The 20837-nt window shown below is 60.2% G+C and carries 18 protein-coding genes; 5 read left to right on the plus strand and 13 right to left on the minus strand.

Going from position 1 to position 20837, the window contains the following annotated elements:
• Positions 1 to 172 precede the first annotated feature (172 nt).
• The 4 genes from AB4N48_RS19190 (at position 173) to AB4N48_RS19205 (ending at position 4578) form a co-directional block, all read left to right on the plus strand.
• Positions 173 to 517 carry a hypothetical protein gene (locus AB4N48_RS19190; protein WP_016771500.1) on the plus strand — a complete coding sequence of 115 codons (345 nt, stop codon included), beginning with the start codon at positions 173 to 175 and terminating at the stop codon, positions 515 to 517.
• A 366-nt stretch (positions 518 to 883) separates the two neighbouring features.
• A complete protein-coding gene (locus tag AB4N48_RS19195) occupies positions 884 to 1288 on the plus strand; it encodes a DUF4398 domain-containing protein (protein WP_024011747.1) in 405 nt (134 codons plus the stop codon).
• Positions 1289 to 1343: 55 nt separating this feature from the next.
• Complete coding sequence (locus AB4N48_RS19200) at positions 1344 to 2132, plus strand: OmpA family protein (RefSeq protein ID WP_024011746.1); 789 nt, start codon at positions 1344 to 1346, stop codon at positions 2130 to 2132.
• Between the two features lie 202 nt (positions 2133 to 2334).
• The gene (locus tag AB4N48_RS19205; RefSeq protein ID WP_460094179.1) at positions 2335 to 4578 is read left to right on the plus strand and encodes a metallopeptidase domain-containing protein; all 2244 of its coding nucleotides are present in this window, start codon (positions 2335 to 2337) and stop codon (positions 4576 to 4578) included.
• A 239-nt stretch (positions 4579 to 4817) separates the two neighbouring features.
• Here the strand turns inward: AB4N48_RS19205 and AB4N48_RS19210 are convergent, their stop codons facing one another.
• From AB4N48_RS19210 to AB4N48_RS19270, 13 genes are all read right to left on the minus strand, one after another.
• Entirely contained in the window at positions 4818 to 5147 is a 330-nt protein-coding gene (locus tag AB4N48_RS19210) for a hypothetical protein (RefSeq protein ID WP_041478159.1), read from the minus strand.
• Positions 5144 to 6049, minus strand: a complete 906-nt coding sequence (locus AB4N48_RS19215) for an alpha/beta hydrolase (protein WP_460094180.1) — start codon at positions 6047 to 6049, stop codon at positions 5144 to 5146. The genes AB4N48_RS19210 and AB4N48_RS19215 overlap by 4 nt, the downstream gene beginning before the upstream one ends.
• Before the next feature lie 152 nt (positions 6050 to 6201).
• Positions 6202 to 7452, minus strand: coding sequence for a flavohemoglobin expression-modulating QEGLA motif protein (locus AB4N48_RS19220; protein WP_166554750.1), 1251 nt, complete (start codon positions 7450 to 7452; stop codon positions 6202 to 6204).
• Between the two features lie 185 nt (positions 7453 to 7637).
• A complete protein-coding gene (locus tag AB4N48_RS19225; protein ID WP_016771505.1) occupies positions 7638 to 8351 on the minus strand; it encodes a TetR/AcrR family transcriptional regulator in 714 nt (237 codons plus the stop codon).
• Positions 8352 to 8456: 105 nt separating this feature from the next.
• Complete coding sequence (gene lysS, locus AB4N48_RS19230) at positions 8457 to 9959, minus strand: lysine--tRNA ligase (RefSeq protein WP_076566067.1); 1503 nt, start codon at positions 9957 to 9959, stop codon at positions 8457 to 8459.
• Positions 9960 to 10038: 79 nt separating this feature from the next.
• A protein-coding gene (gene prfB / locus AB4N48_RS19235) for a peptide chain release factor 2 (RefSeq protein ID WP_099758102.1) occupies positions 10039 to 11134 on the minus strand; the annotation gives its coding sequence in 2 pieces (ribosomal slippage) (positions 10039 to 11061 and positions 11063 to 11134; 1095 coding nt in all).
• A 307-nt stretch (positions 11135 to 11441) separates the two neighbouring features.
• The gene (locus AB4N48_RS19240; RefSeq protein ID WP_024011741.1) at positions 11442 to 12443 is read right to left on the minus strand and encodes a response regulator; all 1002 of its coding nucleotides are present in this window, start codon (positions 12441 to 12443) and stop codon (positions 11442 to 11444) included.
• 48 nt (positions 12444 to 12491) lie between these two features.
• Positions 12492 to 13502: a chemotaxis response regulator protein-glutamate methylesterase gene (gene cheB / locus AB4N48_RS19245; RefSeq protein ID WP_095180462.1), complete on the minus strand. Its 1011-nt coding sequence runs from the start codon at positions 13500 to 13502 to the stop codon at positions 12492 to 12494.
• On the minus strand, positions 13499 to 15769 hold the full coding sequence (locus AB4N48_RS19250) for a hybrid sensor histidine kinase/response regulator (RefSeq protein ID WP_457264244.1): 2271 nt from the start codon (positions 15767 to 15769) through the stop codon (positions 13499 to 13501). The genes cheB and AB4N48_RS19250 overlap by 4 nt, the downstream gene beginning before the upstream one ends.
• Entirely contained in the window at positions 15766 to 16449 is a 684-nt protein-coding gene (locus AB4N48_RS19255) for a chemotaxis protein CheW (protein ID WP_457264246.1), read from the minus strand. The genes AB4N48_RS19250 and AB4N48_RS19255 overlap by 4 nt, the downstream gene beginning before the upstream one ends.
• The gene (locus AB4N48_RS19260; protein ID WP_460142769.1) at positions 16446 to 17720 is read right to left on the minus strand and encodes a CheR family methyltransferase; all 1275 of its coding nucleotides are present in this window, start codon (positions 17718 to 17720) and stop codon (positions 16446 to 16448) included. The genes AB4N48_RS19255 and AB4N48_RS19260 overlap by 4 nt, the downstream gene beginning before the upstream one ends.
• Positions 17717 to 18253, minus strand: coding sequence for a chemotaxis protein CheW (locus tag AB4N48_RS19265; RefSeq protein WP_252885427.1), 537 nt, complete (start codon positions 18251 to 18253; stop codon positions 17717 to 17719). The genes AB4N48_RS19260 and AB4N48_RS19265 overlap by 4 nt, the downstream gene beginning before the upstream one ends.
• Positions 18253 to 19875, minus strand: coding sequence for a methyl-accepting chemotaxis protein (locus AB4N48_RS19270; RefSeq protein ID WP_252887380.1), 1623 nt, complete (start codon positions 19873 to 19875; stop codon positions 18253 to 18255). The genes AB4N48_RS19265 and AB4N48_RS19270 overlap by 1 nt, the downstream gene beginning before the upstream one ends.
• A gap of 438 nt (positions 19876 to 20313) precedes the next feature.
• Between AB4N48_RS19270 and AB4N48_RS19275 the strand changes: the two genes are divergently transcribed.
• A complete protein-coding gene (locus AB4N48_RS19275; protein WP_007949952.1) occupies positions 20314 to 20829 on the plus strand; it encodes an Hcp family type VI secretion system effector in 516 nt (171 codons plus the stop codon).
• Positions 20830 to 20837: the final 8 nt, after the last annotated feature.

Consider the following 20837-nt stretch of genomic DNA (forward strand, 5'->3'; position numbering starts at 1 on the left):
AATGCTTTGCCAGAGAGTGCCGCTCTGCGCCGCTTCTTACAAGCAGGCGACGAATCGACTTAAACCTTGCGCGCGAAAGCCAGTCTCAACAGTAAGCCGTACGACGGCCCGCCGCCGGCGCTGCCGGACACTCACCCAGGCCTGCCATCAGCAGGCGCTAAATGAGGTCATCATGAAAATTCGTGAACTCGCCCAGCATTGGGAAGAAAACGCCAAAGGTCGCCTGACCGACACCGGCTACACGATTCATCTGGACGTCGAAGCCGCCGCAAGGCTGGCGGCGATTGCCGAAATGTACCCCAAGCGTCACCCCGAGGAACTGCTCGGCGAGCTGATCGGCGCCGCGCTTGAGGAGTTCGAAGCGAGCCTACCGTATGTGAAGGGTTCAACAGTGGTGGCGACCGATGAGGAAGGCGATCCGTTGTATGAAGATGTCGGCCCGACGCCGCGTTTTCTGGCGTTGTCGCGACGGCATTTGCATGATCTGTCCTCGGCTGAAAACAAGCAGAAGCACTGATTCCTGACACCGAGAAAAATGTGGGAGCGGGCTTGCCCGCGATGGCGGCAGTTCAGTCAAAGATGTGCTGAGCACGATGGCCTCATCGCTGGCAAGCCAGCTCCCACAGGGTACTGATCATCCCTGATATCACCTTAAAATTCACCCGCGCATACCGCTCCAAAGCCCCAAAGTTCCCGCCCCAGAGCCTTGTCCAAACGGTCAATTAAATTTTTGGCGATAGGCCATCTTTTCTGAACTTTTCAAAAATGCCGCCGGTCGGAACAGGTAACCACGCCTGGAACGAGCGTTTCAATTCGCGTCTACAAGCGATGCTTTCGGCTCCTCTGCCAGGATGGATTCAGTTGTATTTTCAGGAGATGCCTAATGGAGTTGAAGACCATGAAAACCCAAACCTCGTTTTCCCACCTGCGCGGTCTGAAACTGGCCGCTCTGGCCATCGGCACCAGCTTCGTACTGGCCGGTTGCGCCGGTAACCCGCCGACCGAGCAGTACGCCGTGACCCAATCGGCTGTGAACAGCGCCGTCAGCGCTGGCGGTACCGAATTCGCTGCGGTGGAAATGAAGCAGGCTCAGGACAAACTGAAACAAGCTGAAATCGCCATGCACGACAAGAAGTATGACGAAGCCCGTCGCCTGTCCGAACAGGCTGAATGGGACGCTCGCGTCGCTGAACGCAAGGCTCAGGCCGCCAAGGCCGAACAGGCTGTGAAGGATTCCCAGAAAGGTGTTCAGGAACTGCGTCAGGAAAGCCAGCGCACTGTGCAGTAAGCGCGCATCCCGACCGCAAAGCTGAAACTCTTACCGATAGAAAGGACGAAAAATTATGCGTAAGCAACTGATGATTCCCGCTCTTCTGGCCGCAAGCGTTGCACTGGCAGCCTGCTCCACCCCGCCTAACCCGAACCTGGAACAGGCGCGCACCAACTACGCCGGCCTGCAGGCCAACCCACAGGCGAGCAAAGTCGCGGCACTGGAAACCAAAGACGCCAGCGATTACCTGGACAAGGCCGACAAGGCTTATCTGGACAAGGAAGACGCAGCCAAGGTTGACCAACTGGCTTACCTGACCAACCAGCGCGTCGAAGTGGCCAAGCAGACCATCGCTCTGCGCACCGCTGAAAACAACCTGAAAAACGCCGCAGCCCAACGTGCCCAGGCCCGTCTGGATGCCCGTGACCAGCAGATCAAACAGCTGCAGGACAGCCTCAACGCCAAGCAGACCGATCGCGGTACGCTGGTGACTTTCGGTGACGTGCTGTTCGCCACCAACAAGGCTGATCTGAAATCCAGCGGCCTGGTGAACATCAACAAACTGGCGCAATTCCTCCAGGAAAACCCGGATCGCAAAGTGATCGTCGAGGGTTACACCGACAGCACCGGCACCGCGAGCTACAACCAGTCGCTGTCCGAGCGACGCGCGACTTCCGTGCAGATGGCCCTGATCAAGATGGGCGTCGACCCTTCTCGCATCGTCGCTCAGGGTTATGGCAAGGAATACCCGGTAGCGGATAACGGCAGCGTTTCGGGTCGTGCGATGAACCGTCGTGTGGAAGTGACCATTTCCAACGACAACCAGCCAGTAGCACCGCGTTCTTCGGTGAGCTCGAACTAAGCTCCACCCGGTAACGCAAAAAGCCCCGCCTGAGTTGATCAGGCGGGGCTTTTTTTGTGGAAGTGTGAAAGTCGGTTGACTCAATTCCCATGACCGTTTCGTCTTCCGAAAGCGAAGTCCACTGTCAACTATGACAGTGGACGAGGATCGGTACTTGGAAGAGGCTGTTACCTGTCAGCCTGATCCTCACAAGGATTCCCCGATGAAACGATCAATCATCGCAGTCGGATTTTTGTCGACACTACTCCATGCAGCGATGAGCTGGAGCAACGCGGCAATCCCACCAGAGCCTTTGTATGATCCCGATGACATGGTCATCAGCACCGATCCCGAACTACTGACTCCCTCGATAAAACGCCCCATCACAGGCGTTCAAAAGGTATTGCTGGTGGCCGGGCACTGGTCAGGCGAACCGGGCCTGGACTCCGGAAAAATTGCTGAGCAAACTTTCTCAACGCACTGGAATTCATTGCGCTCCTACATCCTCGCTGCCTCCGGCAATAAACTGAAACTGGAAGGCACACAGATCGAGGCAGATTTCGGTCCAAAACCTGCTACATGCTCCGCTTCAGGCAGTCTCGACGCAGGACGCAAAGCGGCCCGTGCACAAAACATTGATCCCGCAGGTTTTCCATTCCTCTTTGTGGCGGTCCCCTGTGGCGGCGGCGCAATCGCTACGGTGCCGGGAAACTGGATTTGGGTTAAAGGTATGCCGGGCTCACCGCATACATGGAAGCACGAATTCGGCCACAATCTGGGATACCCACATGGCGGCACTTATACCAAATGTCCGGTGAGTAACGACGTTGTTCAGGCTCCTGAAGAGTGCAGCCCGGTCGGGTATGGTGATACTGGAGACTCGGTATCGGGTGGCGGAACACTCTATCCGGCAATCAACCGGTGGTTCTCCGGCTGGCTAGATGACTCGCAAGCCGCCGTGATCAGTAAGACAGGTCTGTACCGCCTGGGGGTATTGGGTAAGGAAGGGCCTCAACTTTACATGATCAATCGGCCCACAGAACCTCAGTTGATAGCGCTTGAGTACCGCCAGCCCACACCATTCGACGAATTTTCTCCCACCGATAATCGCGTGACCGGCGTCTGGATCAGGTACTCGTCACTGAACGGGACGGTGCGCAATGTGCAATTGGATGCCTCGCCAGAAACTGCCACAACGAACGATCCTACCCTGCAGCCAGGACGGACGCTGGAAGACGCGACGGCAAAAATCAAAATCAAAGTCTGTGCGACGGATAAGGCTGGTGCATCGCTCGCAATTGCAATAAACGGACAAGGCCTCCCATATTGCACAACGACAGTCGTGCCACCGCTGGTCATGACACCCGAGCAGAACGCTACAACAACGCTGAAACCTTTGATCACTGGAACGGCGCGACCGGGAGCAACGATCAAGGTAGCAGAAGCCGCAACCCCGGAGACTTTCTTCGCAACAGCTATCGCGGATGTACAAGGCAGGTGGTCAATAACCCCTCCTACCGATAGGCCATCAGGCCCCAATGCACTTGTGCTTCGGCAGTACTTTGGCGACAGAGTCTCGGGGCCGTCCGAGCAGCGTTTATTCAACGTTGTTGATATCGTGGATGTGCCTCCCCCGGTTATCTCCAGGCCAGTGGAAAACGCTGACTCCGGTTACAACCCTTTGCTTTCAGGCACAGCATTGCCTGGCGCCCATATTCGCGTAACCCGCGTTTACGGCCCTTACGAAATACTGGCGGAAACAGACGCTGATGCCTATGGCAAATGGTCAGTGCGAAGTGTCTGGACATTACCCTCAGGGCCTTTTTCCATGACAGCCTGGCAAAGCATTGATGGTAAGCGCTCGCCGTGGAGTGCCAATAGAACAATCAAGGTAATTGATACGCTCGAGGCGCCAGTCATAGAAACCCCACTAGAGGGTAGTGACAGTGGTCAAAACCCTCTGCTCTCCGGCAAAGCTCTTCCGGGCGCACATATCCGTGTGTCCAAGGTCTACGGCCCTTACGAGGTACTGGCGGAAACAGACGTCGATGCCTATGGCAACTGGTCGGTGCAAAGTGTCTGGACTTTACCCGTCGGCCCGTTTTCCATGACTGCATGGCAAAGTATCGATGGCCATCGCTCACCTTGGAGCGCCAATCGAAAAATCACGGTAACTGACGCACCCGCAGCGCCTGTTATCGACACACCGGTGGAGGGCAGTGAAAGCGGCCAAAATCCGCTGCTCTCGGGAAAAGCGCTGCCGGGTGCCCATATCCGGGTCACCAAGGTTAACGGCCCTTACAACATACTGGCGGAAACAGATGCCGATGCTTACGGCAACTGGTCGGTGCAAAGTGTCTGGAGCTTACCCGTCGGCCCGTTTTCCATGACTGCATGGCAAAGCATTGACGGTAAGCGCTCGCCGTGGAGTGCCAATCGAAAAATCACGGTGACACCCAGCCCTTAGCTGTAAAAGCTCCTTCGTTCAAATGGAGGGGCTCTTTGTTTAGTTTCATACTGTAGCCCCTCACCCCAACCCTCCCCCGAGGGAGAGGGAGCCGATTGGGGGATGCTCTAGAGATACATCGATCTGAAAGTGCTTTATTGAATCCATAATCGACACGGTCTCTCAGGTCGATGTATGGCGGAATACACCTCGGTCAGTCCCCTCTCCCAATGGGAGAGGGGGAAAGTGATCCAGCAGAATCACTGCTCCAGCTTCTGCGGCGTCTCCTCCCCCATGCAGCGCACAGCCTTTTTCTGGCCATTGATCAACACACCGGTCAACCCTTTCTGCTCGGTATCAAACAACACCAGCACACCATCAATGCACTGCGCCACTTGCGGCGCGGGGGTCAGCGAGACTTTGTAGTCCTCGCCCGGCACCGTCTTGAGCATGGTGAATTCGCTGAGCAGCAATGCATCCTCCGGCTTGGCAAAGTGCAGGTAGCCGTAGTACCACAGCGCCCCGACGGTGCCGAGGATGCTGCAGATACCGGTGATGATCAGCGGGATGGCATTACGTTCTTCAGTCATTGCGGGGTCTCATCTTCGGAATTCGGGGGCGGCGGATAGTTGGGGATTTCGCCGAGGCGGCGCAGGCCGTCGAAGTGTTCGGGATCATCAAGGTAGCGCAGCATGACCTGACGCCACACCGGGTCGCCGAAGGTTTGCACATGACCGCCACGGGTCAGCTGCAACACCCGCGGCGGCGGCGCCGCTTGATACAGGCGAATGCCGTTGGCCATCGGCACCAGCGGATCGTCGATGCTGTGGAAGATCAGCTTGGGCACGCCGGTCAGCTGCGCCATCGAGTTGATCGCGCTGTCGCCATCCGGCACCAGCCACGACAGCGGCACCTGCAACGGCCAGGTCAGCCACGAAGTGCTGAGGGCGAATTGGCCGACACTGCGATAACTGGCCGGCACGCCATCCAGCACCAGGGCCTTGAGTTGTTTTTGCCGTTCCGGGTGCTGCGCCAGCCAATGCACCGACATCGCGCCGCCGAGGCTCTGCCCGAGCAGCACCAGCGGTTTGCCTTTGACCTCGGGCGCTTTGTCGAGCCAGGCGAACGCGGCGTCGATGTCCTGATAGATCGCCGGCAGGCTCGGCTTGCCCTCGGACAAACCGTAACCGCGATAGTCGACCAGCAGTACCTGATAGCCATTCTTCGGCAACCACCAGCTGCCGCCCAGATGCATCGGCAGATTGCCGCCGTTGCCGTGCAGATGCAGGACCGTGCCTTTGACCTCGACGCCAGGTTTGGCCGGCAGCCACCAGGCGTTGAGTTTCAAGCCATCAGCGGTGAGCAGGGTGACGGTGCGGTATTCGAGTTTGGCTTTGTCCGGGGTGAAGATCTGGCCCGGTTCAGGGTAGAACAGCAGCGAACTGCAACCGCCGAGGGTCAAGAGCAGGCAAAGGATGCCGAGGATTCTCATCCGGTGAAACCTCGCAAAGAAGAGAACTGAACACAAATCAAACCTGTGGGAGCGAGCCTGCTCGCGAAAGCGGTGTATCAGCCGACATCAATGTTGAAGGTGAAATCGCATTCGCGAGCAGGCTCGCTCCCACAAGGGGTTCGGTGCTGGGTCTAGAGGATATTGGAGTAATCCGCCTCAATCCGGTCCAGACTCAAATGGTTGAGGAAGTTGGAGAAACACATCCACGCCGACAACGCATTCAAGTCACGGAACTGATCCGGTAGATATTTCGGCGGCACCACCAGCCCTTCATCCACCAGTTGCCGCAAGGTTCGCATGTCTTCCAGTGTGGTCTTGCCACAGAACAACAGCGGAATCTGCTCGAGCTTGCCCTTGCGCACGGCCAACTGAATGTAGTTGTAAACCATGATGAAGCCCTTGAGGTAGGACAAGTCTTTGGTGAATGGCAGACCGGTCGGCGTCGAGCCACGGAAAACCCGGCTGGCGTTGCCGTAGCTTTCGGCCATCTCGAAACCTTGCTCGCGGAAGAATTCGTAAATCTGCAAAAAGTCGGCGCCCTCCTCGACCATATGAATCGCACGGGTGCGGTTGGTCAGTTTGCGCAGGCGACTCGGGTAAGAAGCGAAGGTGATGATTTCCATCAGGATCGCCAGCCCTTCCTGGGTCACCGTTGACGAGGGCGGGCCTTTGGACAGGAAAGTGCAGATAGGCTGGTTCAAGCCATTGAGCGTAGTGCCGACGTGCACCAGACCTTCGTGGACTTCCAGTGCGCGCACGTCGCGGTCGTTGAACAGCGCATCCGTGCGGATCTTGATGTAGTCGGCGCCCGCCGCGGCGTCGGCGACGATGCCGTCGGACTCGAACACGCGAATGGTTTCTTCGGCCTCACCGAATACCTTGTTCAGTCGGGTTTGCAGCAGGTGCACCGCGTCTTTGGCGGTAAGGATCTTCGGCTCGTCCTTCAGATCGCCGCGCCCGTCGATGTTATTCAGGTAGTCGGACATCATCAGGCCGAGGTCGGCCAATGTCGGGTCACCGGCGTGGAAGGCATCGGACGCCGCGCCGTACAGCTCCTGCGAGATCAGCCCGAAGTCCTCGGTGCCGCGCGCTTCGAGCATGCGCACCACCATGCGGTATTCCTTGCACATGCGCCGCATGATCTGCCCGACCGGGTTGAACTGGCCGAGCTGGCGGGTGATGTCGCGCTCGATGTTCTGGAATTCCAGTTTGACCTGGCTCGAATCGAACGACAGCGGGCGGTTGAGGTAGTAGTCGCGATCCACCGCCGGCATTTCCTTGCCCTTGGCCTTGAGAAAGCCCTTGCGCACGTTGTCGTCCCACTTGACCGCATCGAGCACGCGGATCGGCGTCTGCGCCAGCACAATGCGATCGGACAACATGCGTATCGTCTGCTGGTAATCGTCCACCCGAAACTCCTGTAGAAAACGTGACGTGCTGAAACTCAGACTTTAAGCCTTTGCGGGAGCGGGCCTGCTCGCGAATGCACTGTGTCAGACAACGCAGATGTTGAATATCAGAGTGCTTTCGCGAGCAGGCTCGCTCCCACGGGGTGTAGCGTGAAACGCTAGACCGACGCTAGCACCAGGTGCATATACCGCGTCAGAATCCCGAGCATGTCCTCTTCGGCCAATGGCTCGGCGTCATTGAGCAGGCCCTGATATTCCATCCGCCCGATAATCGCCGTCAACACCTTGGCATCCTGTTGCGGTTCGCGCGAGCCCAGTACCTGGAACAACTGGCAGGTGCCCTGCAACAGAATCTGCTGATGCGAGCGCACCAGAATGGCCAGACGCGGATTGAGCAGCGCTTCCTGACGGAACGCCTGTTCGGCCATCAGATGCTCGCGGCGGTTGATCAGTTGCCGGTGCACGTAATCGGCCATCAGCCGCGCGATGTCATCGGCCAGTTGTGAGCGCGACTCCGGGCTGCCGTCGGCGCTGACCACCATTTCGCGCAGCAGACCTTCGTTATTGATCCACAACTTGGCCATGTACGCCGCGCTGCGTTCAACGTATTGGGCGAAGGTATCGGTGAGCAGGTCATCGATGTCCTTGAAGTAATACGTGGTCGCCGACAGCGGCACGCCGGCCTCCGCCGCGACCGCACGATGGCGCACGGCACGCACGCCGTCGCGCACGACAATGCGCATCGCGGCGTCGAGAATGTCCTGGCGACGCTGCTCACTGCCCTGTCGGCTGGCCTTGCGGCCCTGGTACTGAACACTTTCAGCGACCGCAGTGGCGATACCCGCTGCACCTTCTTGAGCTAATGCACCCATCACGACAGCACTTCCTCTACTAATGCCAAATTAACCAATTGATACATTTGTACCAGACAGGCAATAAAAAGCCGCCTGTTTTAGGCGGCTTTTTAACTGAAACGTTTACGCTTGCGGTCGCATGTGCGGGAAAAGGATCACATCGCGGATCGACGGCGAGTTGGTCAGCAACATCACCAGACGATCGATGCCGATACCTTCACCGGCGGTTGGCGGCATGCCGTACTCCAGCGCACGGACGAAGTCGGCATCGTAGTGCATGGCTTCGTCGTCGCCGGCGTCCTTGTCGGCCACCTGCGCCATGAAACGCTCGGCCTGGTCTTCGGCGTCGTTCAACTCGGAGTAGGCGTTGGCGATTTCACGACCACCGATGAACAGCTCGAAGCGGTCGGTGACGTTCGGGTTCTCGTCGTTACGACGGGCCAGCGGCGACACTTCGAACGGGTACTGAGTGATGAAGTGCGGCTGCTCCAGCTTGTGCTCGACCAGTTCTTCGAAAATCATCACCTGCAATTTGCCCAGACCTTCGAAGCCCAGCACCTTGGCGCCGGCCTTCTTGGCGATGGCGCGAGCCTTGTCGATGTCATTCAGATCATCGGCAGTCAGCTCAGGGTTGTACTTGAGGATCGAGTCGAACACCGACAGACGCACGAACGGCTCGCCGAAGTGGAACACCTTATCGCCGTACGGCACGTCGGTGCTGCCCAGCACCAGCTGCGCCAGCTCGCGGAACAGTTCTTCGGTGAGGTCCATGTTGTCTTCGTAATCGGCGTACGCCTGATAGAACTCCAACATGGTGAATTCAGGGTTGTGACGAGTCGAAACGCCTTCGTTACGGAAGTTGCGGTTGATCTCGAAGACCTTTTCAAAACCGCCAACCACCAGACGCTTCAGATACAGCTCTGGCGCGATACGCAGGAACATTTCCATGTCCAGCGCGTTGTGGTGAGTTTCGAACGGCTTGGCTGCGGCGCCGCCGGGAATGGTCTGCAGCATCGGTGTTTCGACTTCGAGGAAGTCGCGCTTCATCAGGAAGCTGCGGATGTGCGCGATCACTTGCGAACGCACGCGGAACGTCTGGCGCACGTCTTCGTTGACGATCAGGTCGACGTAGCGCTGGCGGTAGCGCTGTTCGGTGTCGGTCAGGCCGTGGTGCTTGTCCGGCAGCGGGCGCAGCGACTTGGTCAGCAGGCGCACGTTGGTCATTTCAACGTACAGGTCGCCTTTGCCGGAACGCGCCAGGGTGCCTTCAGCGGCAATGATGTCGCCCATGTCCCAGGTTTTCACTGCGGCCAGGGTTTCTTCCGACAGCGTCTTGCGGTTGACGTAGACCTGGATGCGTCCGGTCATGTCCTGGATCACCATGAACGAGCCACGGTTGAGCATGATGCGACCGGCAACCTTGACCGGGATTGCAGCCTCTGCCAGCTCTTCCTTGGTCTTGTCCGCGTACTGTTTCTGCAAGGCATCGCAGTAGTTTTCGCGGCGGAAGTCGTTCGGGAAGGCATTGCCCTTGGCGCGCTCGGCAGCAAGCTTTTCCTTGCGCAGGGCGATCAGGGAGTTTTCTTCCTGTTGCAGGGCTTGCGGGTCGAGTTGTAGGTCGCTCATGTCTTTAAGTATTCCATCAGGTTCGTTGCCCCCAGCCTTCGGCTGGGGATCGCGGGCGAGCCCGCTCCCACAGAGGGTGTTACAGGCCGGATTTCAGGCTCGCTTCCAGGTACTCATCGATGTCGCCATCGAGCACCTTGTCGCAATCGCTGCGTTCGATGTTGGTACGCAGATCCTTGATCCGCGAGGCATCGAGCACATAAGAGCGGATCTGGTGACCCCAGCCGATATCGGACTTGGTGTCTTCCAGCGCCTGCGAAGCGGCGTTGCGCTTCTGCATTTCCTGCTCGTACAACTTGGCCCGCAGCATTTTCATCGCGGTGTCCTTGTTGGCGTGCTGGGAACGCTCGTTCTGGCAGCTGACCACGGTGTTGGTCGGTACGTGGGTGATACGTACGGCCGAGTCGGTGGTGTTTACGTGCTGACCACCGGCACCAGAGGAACGATAGGTGTCGATCCGCAGGTCTGCCGGGTTGATTTCGATTTCCACCTTGTCATCGATCTCTGGCGAGACGAAAACAGCGGAGAACGAGGTGTGGCGACGGTTGCCGGAGTCGAACGGGCTTTTGCGCACCAGACGGTGCACGCCGATCTCGGTACGCAGCCAGCCAAAGGCGTATTCGCCCTTGATGTGCACGGTCGCGCCCTTGATCCCGGCGACTTCACCGGCGGACAGTTCCATGATGGTCGCGTCGAAACCGCGTTTGTCAGCCCAGCGCAGGTACATGCGCAGCAGGATGTTGGCCCAGTCCTGCGCTTCGGTACCGCCGGAACCGGCCTGGATGTCCAGGTAGGCGTTGTTCGGGTCCATTTCATGGCTGAACATGCGGCGGAATTCCAGCTTGGCCAGATTTTCCTCGAGACGGGCCAGCTCGGCGACGACATCGCCCACTGCGCCTTCGTCGTTCTCTTCGACGGCCATGTCCAGCAGGTCGCGGCAATCGGCCAGACCGCCGTTCAGTTCGTCGAGAGTGTCGACGATCTGCGCCAGCGCGGCACGCTCGCGGCCCAGCTCCTGGGCGTATTCAGGTTTGTTCCAGACACTCGGATCTTCAAGCTCGCGATTGACCTCGGTCAGACGCTCATGCTTTTGATCGTAGTCAAAGATACCCCCGAATAGTTTCGGAGCGCTCGGACAGGTCCTTGATGGTGTTCAGGATCGGGTTGATTTCCATGACGGGCAGCACTCGTTGGCGAACTTTTGAAAGCCGGCGAGTATAACGTAAACAGCCTGTCGCGGCAGCCCGTCTGGCGGTGAATGGGCCGAGATTGCTGCCCTCACCCTAGCCCTCTCCCGGAGGGAGAGGGGACCGATCGGGGGATATTTGAAACATACGCCGAATAGAATGGCTTCACCGAATCCGTGATCGCCAAGCCTGAAGATCCATAATCGCTGCGATCTCTCAGGTCGATGTCTGGCCCGAGACACCTCGGTCGGCCCCCTCTCCCTCCGGGAGAGGGCTGGGGTGAGGGCAACGGCCGTTACTCGATCCCGACCTGATTGCGCCCATTGTTCTTGGCCAGATACAACCCGCGATCTGCCGCCGAAATCAGCAGCCGGCAATCACTGCCCGCCTGGGGCACCATGGTCGCCAGACCGATGCTGATGGTCAGACTGGAACCCTCGGCCGGCGTGTTATGCGGAATTTTCAGCGCCGCCACGGTCTGGCGCAGTTTTTCGGCCAACAGCCGCGCGCCGCCCGGCGAAGTGTTCGGCAGCACCAGCACAAACTCCTCGCCGCCGTAACGCGCCGGCAGATCCGATGGCCGCGAGCTGGCGTCACGGATGGCTGCGGCAACCTTGCGCAAGGCTTCGTCGCCTTCAACGTGGCCAAAACTGTCGTTGTACGACTTGAAGTAATCGACGTCGATCATCAGCAATGACAGCTGCGTCTGATCACGCAGCGAACGGCGCCACTCCAGTTCCAGGTACTCGTCGAAGTGCCGTCGGTTGGACAGCCCGGTCAGGCCATCGGAGTTCATCAGCCGTTGCAGCACCAGATTGGTGTCGAGCAATTGCTGCTGGCTGACCCGCAACGCTCGGTACGCGGCGTCGCGTTGCAGCAATGTCATGTAGGACCGCGAGTGGTAGCGAATGCGCGCGACCAGTTCGATGGTGTCCGGCAGTTTCACCAGATAGTCGTTGGCGCCAGCGGAGAACGCCGCGCTTTTGATCAGCGGGTCTTCCTTGGTCGAGAGAACGATGATCGGGATGTCCTTGGTCGCCGGATGATTGCGGTATTCGCGCACCAGGCTCAGGCCATCGAGGCCGGGCATCACCAGGTCCTGGAGAATCACCGTCGGTTTGATCCGCACCGCCTGGGCGATGGCCTGCTGCGGGTCGGAGCAGAAGTGGAAGTCGATGTTTTCCTGATTCGACAGCCCACGGCGCACCGCTTCGCCGATCATCGCCTGATCATCCACCAACAACACCATGGCGGCGTTCTCGTCGGTTTTAATGTCGTCGATCTGTAAATCATTCATGAGCGGTCACCTGAGTACTGCGGGGGCCTGGATTGCCGATCAACCTGTTCATTTGGGGAAAATCTCCAGCAATCGTGGCGCTATCTTTTCCAGCGGGCGGATTTCCACCGCGGCATCGATTGCCGCGGCAGCCTTGGGCATGCCGTACACCGCACTGCTGTGCTGATCCTGGGCGATGGTCAAATAGCCCTGCTGGCGCATGAGCTTAAGCCCTTGCGCGCCATCGCGCCCCATCCCGGTCAATAAAACCCCGACCGCGTCACCGTTCCAGTAACTGGCAACGCTCTCGAAAAACACGTCGATCGAGGGGCGATAGATCTCGTTGACCGGTTCGGCGGTGTAGGCCAGCGTGCCGTTTTTCAACAGGCGAATATGGTGATTGGTCCCGGCCAGCAGCACCGCGCCACTTTGCGGCGGCTCGCCTTCACGGGCCAGACGCACATCGAGGCCGCTGGCGCTGGCCAGCCATTCGGCCATGCCGGCGGCGAACACCTGATCGACATGCTGCACCAGCACGATCGCGGCGGAAAAATCCTTCGGCAGGCCTTTGAGCAACACTTCCAGCGCCGCCGGCCCACCCGCAGACGAACCGATCGCCACCAGCCGCTGACGTGACGGCGAACTGCGCGGTGAACTCGGCGCCGGGCGCGAGCGCGGCGCCTTGTCGCCGATCAGCCAGCCGATGTTGAGGATCTTGCGCAACAACGGCGCCGCCGCTTCCTGGGCATTGCCGGCGCCGATCGCCGGCGTGTCGACCACGTCCAGCGCGCCGTGGCCCATGGCCTCGAACACGCGGTGCACGTTCTGCTGGCGGTCGACGGTGACGATGACGATCGCGCATGGGGTCTCGGCCATGATCCGCCGCGTGGCTTCGACACCGTCCATGATCGGCATGATCAGGTCCATCAGAATCAGGTCTGGCGTGCACTCGGCGCAGCGTTGCACCGCCTCGGCGCCGTTGCTGGCGACCCAGATCACCTGATGCGCCGGCTCGAAGGCCAGCGCTCGGCGCAGGGCCTCCACCGCCAGGGGCATGTCGTTGACGATTGCGATCCTCATGCCCGCGCTCCCCCGATGAGCTCGACCACTGCATCGAGCAGGGCGTCGTCATGAAAACTGGCTTTGGCCAGATAATAGTCGGCGCCGGCGTCCAGTCCACGGCGGCGGTCTTCTTCGCGATCCTTGTACGACACGACCATCACCGGCAACGATTGCAAACGGTTGTCGCGGCGCAGCAGCGTGACCAGCTCGATGCCGTCCATGCGCGGCATGTCGATGTCGGTGATCAGCAGATCGAAGTTCTCCGAACGCAGCGCATTCCAGCCATCCATGCCGTCCACAGCCACCGCGACGTCATAGCCGCGATTGAGCAGCAGTTTGCGTTGCAGCTCGCGCACGGTCAGCGAATCGTCGACCACCAGCACCCGTTTGCGCGCCGCTTCGGCAGTTTGATTGCCGTGGCGGGCAATGCGCTCCAGACGCCCGGTGTTGAGCAGTTTGTCTACCGAACGCAGCATGTCTTCGACATCGACGATCAGCACCACCGAACCATCATCGAGCAAGGCCCCGGCGGAAATATCCTGAACCTTGCCCAGACGCTCGTCCAGCGGCAACACCACCAGCGTGCGCTCACCCACGAAGCGCTCGACAGCCACCCCATAAATCGCCTCGCGCTCGCGGATCACCACGACTTTCAGGGTAGCGCCATCGTTCTGACTGGCCGGGCGATTGAGCAACTGGCTGGCCGCAACCAGCCCGACATGCTGGCCTTCGTGCCAGAAATGCTGGCGTCCTTCGACCTGCACGATGTCTTCGGGGGCCAGATCGCACATGCGTTCGATGTGCGCCAAGGGGAATGCGTAAGCCTCTTCGCCGACTTCCACCACGAGGCTGCGTACCACCGAAAGCGTCAACGGCACCTCCAGATGGAAACGGCTGCCCTCGCCCGCCGTCTGCTCCAGCACCACGGCCCCACGCAATTGGCGGACCATATGCTGAACAGCGTCGAGGCCGACCCCGCGCCCGGACACTTCGGTAACCTTGTCGCGCAGGCTGAACCCCGGCAGAAACAGGAAGGTCAGCAGTTCTTCTTCGCTCAGTTGCGCTGCGGTTTCGGCTGGGGATAACTGCCGTTCGACGATGCTGCGGTGGACTTTCTCCAGATCGACGCCACCGCCGTCATCGCTGAGTTCCAGCACCAGCAAACCGGCTTGGTGGGAGGCGCGCAGACGAATCAGGCCTTCTTCGGGCTTGCCCTTGAGCAGGCGCTGCTCCGGGGATTCGATGCCGTGATCGACGGCGTTGCGCAGCAAATGAGTCAGCGGCGCTTCGAGCTTTTCCAGCACGTCGCGATCGACCTGAGTTTTCTCGCCTTCGATCTCCAGGCGCACTTGTTTGCCAAGACTGCGTCCGAGATCGCGAACCATGCGCGCCTGCCCGCTGAGCACGTCGGCAAACGGGCGCATGCGACAGGCCAGCGCGGTGTCGTAGAGCACTTGTGCACGCTGGCTGGCCTGCCAGGCGAATTCGTCGAGTTCGGCGTTTTTCTCGCTGAGCAATTGCTGCGACTCGGCGAGCAAACGTCGCGCATCTTCCAGCGACTCGAGCGCTTCCAGGCTCAGTGCATGCTCCTTCAGGTGCACATTGAGATTTTCCAGCGCGCGCAGGCCGTTGTTCTGCATGCGCTTGAGGCGCTGCATGGTCGCCAGATGCGGCTTGAGACGCTGGGTTTCCACCAGCGATTTGCTCGACAGATCGAGCAGGCTGTTCAGGCGTTCGGCAGTGACGCGCAAAACGCGCTCGCCGCCTTCGGTGGTGCGTTTGTTTTTACGCGGGGTCGGTTCGGCGGGCTCGTCGACAATCGGCGCCGACACTATCGGCACTGGCTCGATCTGCAACTCGGCCATTGGTGGCGTGGCAACCACAGCGGCTGGCGCCGAAGGATCGAGCAGACGCCCCATCAGCGTCACGTAGGCTTCAATGTCCGTGGGTTGCGGCGCATTGGCCGGCGTGGCGATGCGCATCAGCAGGTCGGTGCCCTGCAACAACGCGTCGATGTGTTCGGGACGCAGCAACAAACGCCCTTCCTGCGCGCTGACCAGGCAATCCTCCATGACGTGGGCGACGCTGACGCCGCTGTCGATGCCAACAATGCGCGCCGCACCTTTGAGCGAGTGCGCCGCACGCATGCACGACTCCAGCTGATCGGCCTGGGTCGGATTGCGCTCCAGCGCCAACAGCCCGGCGCTGAGCACTTGGGTCTGGGCTTCGGCTTCGAGACTGAACAGCTCGAGCAGAGAGGCGTCGCGCATTTGCTCGGGGGTCATGTCAGGCTCCGGGTCACGGCGGACAACAGCTGTTCTTCATCCAGCCAGCGCAGGCTGCGACCGCGATATTGCAGAACGCCACGGGTGTACTTGGCACTGTTCTGCGCACCGGACTGCGACGCGGCGTCGAGGATGCGCTCGTCGATGGCATGGATGCCGTCGACCTCGTCTACCGGCACCACCACCGGCCCGCCGTGCGCGGCGATGATCAGCATGCGCGGCATGACGCGTCCGCCGCTGGCCGGCGCGGCACTGCCGTCGAGGTCGAGCAACTCCACCAGCGACAAGCAAGCTACCAAGGCGCCACGGACATTGGCCACGCCGAGCAAGGCCCGTGAGCGCTGGTGCGGCAGCGAGTGAATCGCCTGCAACGGCGCGACTTCGACGAGGCTGCGCGTCGCAAGTCCGAGCCATTCCTCGCCGAGGCGGAACATCAGCAGCGAGCGGGTCTTGACGTCGGTTTCGACCTTGCTGACCACTGCTTCGCGCTGGTCCTGCTGCAACGAATAGCGGTCGAGCAGGCGTGTGGCGGCGGCGGAATATACCGAGCAGTTGCGGCAATGGATGTGCTCTTCCAGCAACGGGCAGGACTTGTCGCCATGAATGCCGATGCGGTTCCAGCAATCGTCGATGGCGCGGGCGTCTTCGTGGGTAACGTTCAAGGTGTCGGACGCGCTCATCGTTTACGCTCACTGTCGGCGGTGCGCCCGCTGCGGGCGGCGCGCTCCTGCAATCGTCGGGCACCCGCCGTATCGCCCTGAGCCTGCAGCAATACGGCCAGGTGCATCAGCGCTTCGGGGTGTTGCGGTTCGAGGTACAACGCTTTGCGGTAATACCCCTGGGCTTCGAGGCTCAACCCGGCGACATCGCTGAGCAGGCCCAGCCAATAGAACACCTGCGCCACGGGTTCATGGCTGCACAGATAGTGTTCGCACGCGGCGCGGGCCTCGGCGCTTTTGCCTTCGTTGGCCAGTGCAGCAATCTGCGCCAGCAGTGTTGCGGCGTCCGGGTCGGCAGTTTTTTTCGTCACCGGCAAAGCCGTCACGGCAGCGAACGGCCGATTGCGCACTGGCGCTGGCGGCGGCGCGCTGCGCAGTGGTTGGCTGACCGGCACGGCGACCGGTTTGGGCGTCGGCAGCGGTTCGGGGTGCGGCTCGCTATGGCGGCTGAAAGCGAACGACTGCGGGATGCCGATCGAGCGCATGCCCAAGCGCCCGAGCAGACTGCCCTCCGCCGGGCCGATAAACAGCACGCCGTCGACGTGGGTCAGGCGCTTGAGCACTTCGAACACCTGCTTTTGCGTCGGCTGGTCGAAGTAGATCAGCAGGTTGCGGCAGAACACGAAATCGAAGGCCGGCTCGGTCGCCAAAAGCGTCGGATCGAGCACATTGCCGACCTGCCAGCGCACTTGTTCGCGAACGTATTCGTTGACCCGGTGGCCGTCCTGCTCAGGCATGAAATGCCGATCGCGAAACTGCAGATCCTGCCCGCGAAACGAGTTCTTGCCGTAAACAGCGCGGCGCGCCTTGTCCACCGACAACGGGCTGATGTCCATGCCGTCGACCTTGAATTGATGCGGCTGCAATCCGGCATCAAGCAAGGCCATGGCAATCGAGTAGGGTTCTTCGCCGGTCGAGCACGGCAGGCTCAGAATTCGCAGCGCGCGCATATTATTGAGTTCTTTAAGCCGACCTCGCGCCAGTTTGCCCAGCGTCGCGAAAGATTCCGGATAACGGAAAAACCACGTTTCCGGAACGATCACCGCTTCGATCAGCGCCTGCTGCTCGTCCCGCGAGCCTTGCAACAGCTGCCAATATTCGTCGGCGTGGGCGGCCTGGGACAGGGTCGTGCGCTGGCGTACGGCACGCTCGATGATCGCCGCGCCCACCGACGCAACATCAAGGCCGATGCGTTCCTTGAGGAAATCGAAAAAGCGCTGCTCACTGCTCATGGCTGCGCCTCAAGCTGCGCCGGATCACGCGGCGGATCGGGGAACAGCAAACCGCGCACGGCATCATCGAGCAAGTCATCGACCCGCACCCATTGCAGCAATCCCTGCGCATCTTCGCGCACCGGGCCGAGGTACGGCGCCTCGCGGTTGTCGAGGCCGTAGGGCTGGAAATCTTGCGGATGACAGCGCAGCGTGTCGGTGGCCTGCTCGAGAATCAGCCCGAGCCATTGCGCTGCTTGCGATTGATCCGGCTGATAATTGACCAGCACCAGCCGCGTGCTGGTGCGCGCCTCGGCGGGTCGGCCGAAAGTCAGCGCGCTGAGATCGATCACCGGCACCACCGCCCCGCGATAGGCGAACACCCCGGCCACCCAGTGCGGTGCCCGGGCAATCGGTTTCAATGGCAGGCGCGGCAGCACTTCGGCCACTTCCGTGGCGCGCAGGGCATAGCGTTCGCTGCCGATGCGAAACAGCAGAAACAGCGCCTGCTTCGCCACTGGCGCGGCGCCACGCTTGGCGATGATTTCGCTCATCAGACTTTGAATCGCGAAACGCCGCTGCGCAGGCCGACGGCCACCTGGCTCAGTTCGTCGATAGCGAAACTGGCCTGACGCAGCGACTCGACGGTCTGGCTGCTGGCATCGCCCAACTGCACCAGCGCATGGTTGATCTGCTCGGCGCCAGTGGCCTGGGCCTGCATGCCTTCGTTGACCATCAGCACGCGCGGTGCCAGCGCCTGCACCTGATGGATGATCTGCGACAGCTGCTCGCCGACCTGCTGCACTTCCGACATGCCGCGGCGCACTTCTTCGGAAAACTTGTCCATGCCCATCACCCCGGCCGACACCGCCGACTGGATCTCGCGAACCATCTGTTCGATGTCGTAGGTGGCCACGGCGGTCTGATCGGCCAAACGCCGGACTTCGGTGGCGACCACGGCAAAACCGCGACCGTACTCGCCGGCCTTCTCGGCTTCGATCGCTGCGTTGAGCGACAGCAGGTTGGTCTGGTCAGCCACTTTGACGATGGTCACCACCACCTGATTGATGTTGCCGGCCTTCTCGTTGAGGATCGCCAGTTTGGCGTTGACCAGATCCGCCGCGCCCATGACCGAGTGCATGGTGTCTTCCATGCGCGCCAGGCCTTGCTGGCCGGAGCCGGCGAGCACCGAGGCCTGATCGGCAGCGGTCGACACTTCGGTCATGGTGCGCACCAGATCCCGCGAAGTCGCGGCGATCTCACGGGAGGTTGCGCCGATTTCGGTGGTGGTCGCTGCGGTTTCGGTGGCGGTGGCCTGTTGCTGCTTGGAAGTGGCGGCGATCTCGGTCACCGAGGTGGTCACCTGCACCGAGGAGCGCTGGGCCTGGGACACCAGCGACGTCAGCTCGGTCATCATGTCGTTGAAGCCGGTTTCGACCGCGCCGAATTCGTCCTTGCGATCGAGGTTCAGGCGCGAGCTCAGATCACCGGTGCGCATGATGTCGAGGATGGTCACGATGCGGTTCATCGGCGCCATGATCGCGCGCATCAACAGCAGACCGCAGAGGCCGGCAACCAGTACCGCGACCAGCAGGGAAATGACCATGCTGACTTTGGCCGTTGCGACCGCATCGTCGATGTTGGCCATGGCGTTATCAGCGACGACTTTGTTTTCGCCAATGATGTCGTTGAGTTTCATACGCCCGGTGTACCACGCCGGGGTCAGTTTCTCGTTGAACAGCTTGATGGCATCGGCTTCCAGATTGCGCTTGTGCAGGTCCAGCACGGCATCCTGAATCTGCATGTAGGTATCGTGGTACTTCTCGAACAGGGCGAATTCGGAACGGTCTTCATCCGTGGCCATGGTCTTGCGATAGTTGGCCATCTGCTCTTGCAGACGCGCCTCGAATGCCTTGTAGTCCGCTGCGTCTTCGCTGGAAACGCCCTGGCCTTCCTTGAGGCCGAGCAGCTCCTGGGTCTGCAAATAACTGTCGACCCAAGCGCCGCGAATCATCGAGCTGTAATAGACGCCGGGAATGGCATCGTCGCGCACGCTGTTTTCACTGGCCTCGATTTTCAACAACCGCGAGTAGGACAGCACCACCATCAACAGCATGATGGCGATAATCACCGCAAAGCTCGCCAAAATGCGTTGGCGCAACGTCCAGTTCTTCACAGTGAATCCTCGTGCCTGATCGAAATGCGGGGAGTATAGCCGAGGGCGGTGTTTCATTTATAAGACGCTTTCGCTGGCAGCACTGTCCTTGTGGGAGCAAGCCTGCTCGCGAAGGCCACACCGCAGTCCCGGCAAATACCCAACTGCGCAAGAAGTTGCGCAGTTGGTCGTAATATTTCAGGGCCTAAATCCTCTGCAGCTCAAGCGGCGCAAGGCCTGCAGCCAAGTGCGCAAGAAGTTGCGCAGTACTGCGCAACTTCTTGCGCACTTTCTCCCGACTTTCCCGCTGAAAATCGCCCCGAATGATCACCGACTACCGTGGCGCCCCCGCCATCCGGGCACCGCGCAAAACCTGGCACGCTCCTTGATAACTCTCAGCCACCCACCGGGCGATTTCGCCTCCGGGCACCCTAACTTTATCCGCAAGGAGAGCACCCCATGGCAACACCAGCGTACATGTCGGTTACCGGCGAAAAACAAGGCCTGATCACTGCCGGCGCTTTCACCGCCGACTCCGTTGGCAACACCTACCAGGAAGGCCACGAAGACCAGGTCATGGTTCAGGCTTTCACCCACGACGTGATCATCCCGCGTGACCCGCAATCCGGTCAGCCAACCGGTCAGCGCGTACACAAGCCAGTTGTGATCACCAAGGTCTACGACAAGGCTTCGCCACTGCTGCAAGCAGCTCTGACTTCCGGCGAGCGCATGAGCGAAATCGTTATCCAGTGGTACCGCACTTCGGCTCAAGGCACCCAAGAGCACTACTACACCACCAAACTGGAAGACGCGATCATCGTCGCCATCAACAACAAAATGCACAACTGCCAGGATCCAGGCAACGCGCACTTCACCCACCTGGAAGAAGTGCAGTTCACCTACCGTAAAATCACCTGGACCCACGAAGTATCCGGTACTTCGGGTTCCGATGACTGGCGTGCTCCAGTCGTTTAATTACGGCT

The sequence above is a fragment of the Pseudomonas sp. S2_C11 genome (assembly GCF_054668395.1).

Bases quoted from the DNA above. Each gene is read 5' to 3' on its own strand.
- AB4N48_RS19190 (WP_016771500.1), top strand. From the start codon at position 173: ATGAAAATTCGTGAACTCGCCCAGCATTGGGAAGAAAACGCCAAAGGT.
- AB4N48_RS19195 (WP_024011747.1), top strand. From the start codon at position 884: ATGGAGTTGAAGACCATGAAAACCCAAACCTCGTTTTCCCACCTGCGC.
- AB4N48_RS19200 (WP_024011746.1), top strand. From the start codon at position 1,344: ATGCGTAAGCAACTGATGATTCCCGCTCTTCTGGCCGCAAGCGTTGCA.
- AB4N48_RS19205 (WP_460094179.1), top strand. From the start codon at position 2,335: ATGAAACGATCAATCATCGCAGTCGGATTTTTGTCGACACTACTCCAT.
- AB4N48_RS19210 (WP_041478159.1), bottom strand. From the start codon at position 5,147: ATGACTGAAGAACGTAATGCCATCCCGCTGATCATCACCGGTATCTGC.
- AB4N48_RS19215 (WP_460094180.1), bottom strand. From the start codon at position 6,049: ATGAGAATCCTCGGCATCCTTTGCCTGCTCTTGACCCTCGGCGGTTGC.
- AB4N48_RS19220 (WP_166554750.1), bottom strand. From the start codon at position 7,452: ATGTTGTCCGATCGCATTGTGCTGGCGCAGACGCCGATCCGCGTGCTC.
- AB4N48_RS19225 (WP_016771505.1), bottom strand. From the start codon at position 8,351: ATGGGTGCATTAGCTCAAGAAGGTGCAGCGGGTATCGCCACTGCGGTC.
- lysS (WP_076566067.1), bottom strand. From the start codon at position 9,959: ATGAGCGACCTACAACTCGACCCGCAAGCCCTGCAACAGGAAGAAAAC.
- AB4N48_RS19240 (WP_024011741.1), bottom strand. From the start codon at position 12,443: ATGAATGATTTACAGATCGACGACATTAAAACCGACGAGAACGCCGCC.
- cheB (WP_095180462.1), bottom strand. From the start codon at position 13,502: ATGAGGATCGCAATCGTCAACGACATGCCCCTGGCGGTGGAGGCCCTG.
- AB4N48_RS19250 (WP_457264244.1), bottom strand. From the start codon at position 15,769: ATGACCCCCGAGCAAATGCGCGACGCCTCTCTGCTCGAGCTGTTCAGT.
- AB4N48_RS19255 (WP_457264246.1), bottom strand. From the start codon at position 16,449: ATGAGCGCGTCCGACACCTTGAACGTTACCCACGAAGACGCCCGCGCC.
- AB4N48_RS19260 (WP_460142769.1), bottom strand. From the start codon at position 17,720: ATGAGCAGTGAGCAGCGCTTTTTCGATTTCCTCAAGGAACGCATCGGC.
- AB4N48_RS19265 (WP_252885427.1), bottom strand. From the start codon at position 18,253: ATGAGCGAAATCATCGCCAAGCGTGGCGCCGCGCCAGTGGCGAAGCAG.
- AB4N48_RS19275 (WP_007949952.1), top strand. From the start codon at position 20,314: ATGGCAACACCAGCGTACATGTCGGTTACCGGCGAAAAACAAGGCCTG.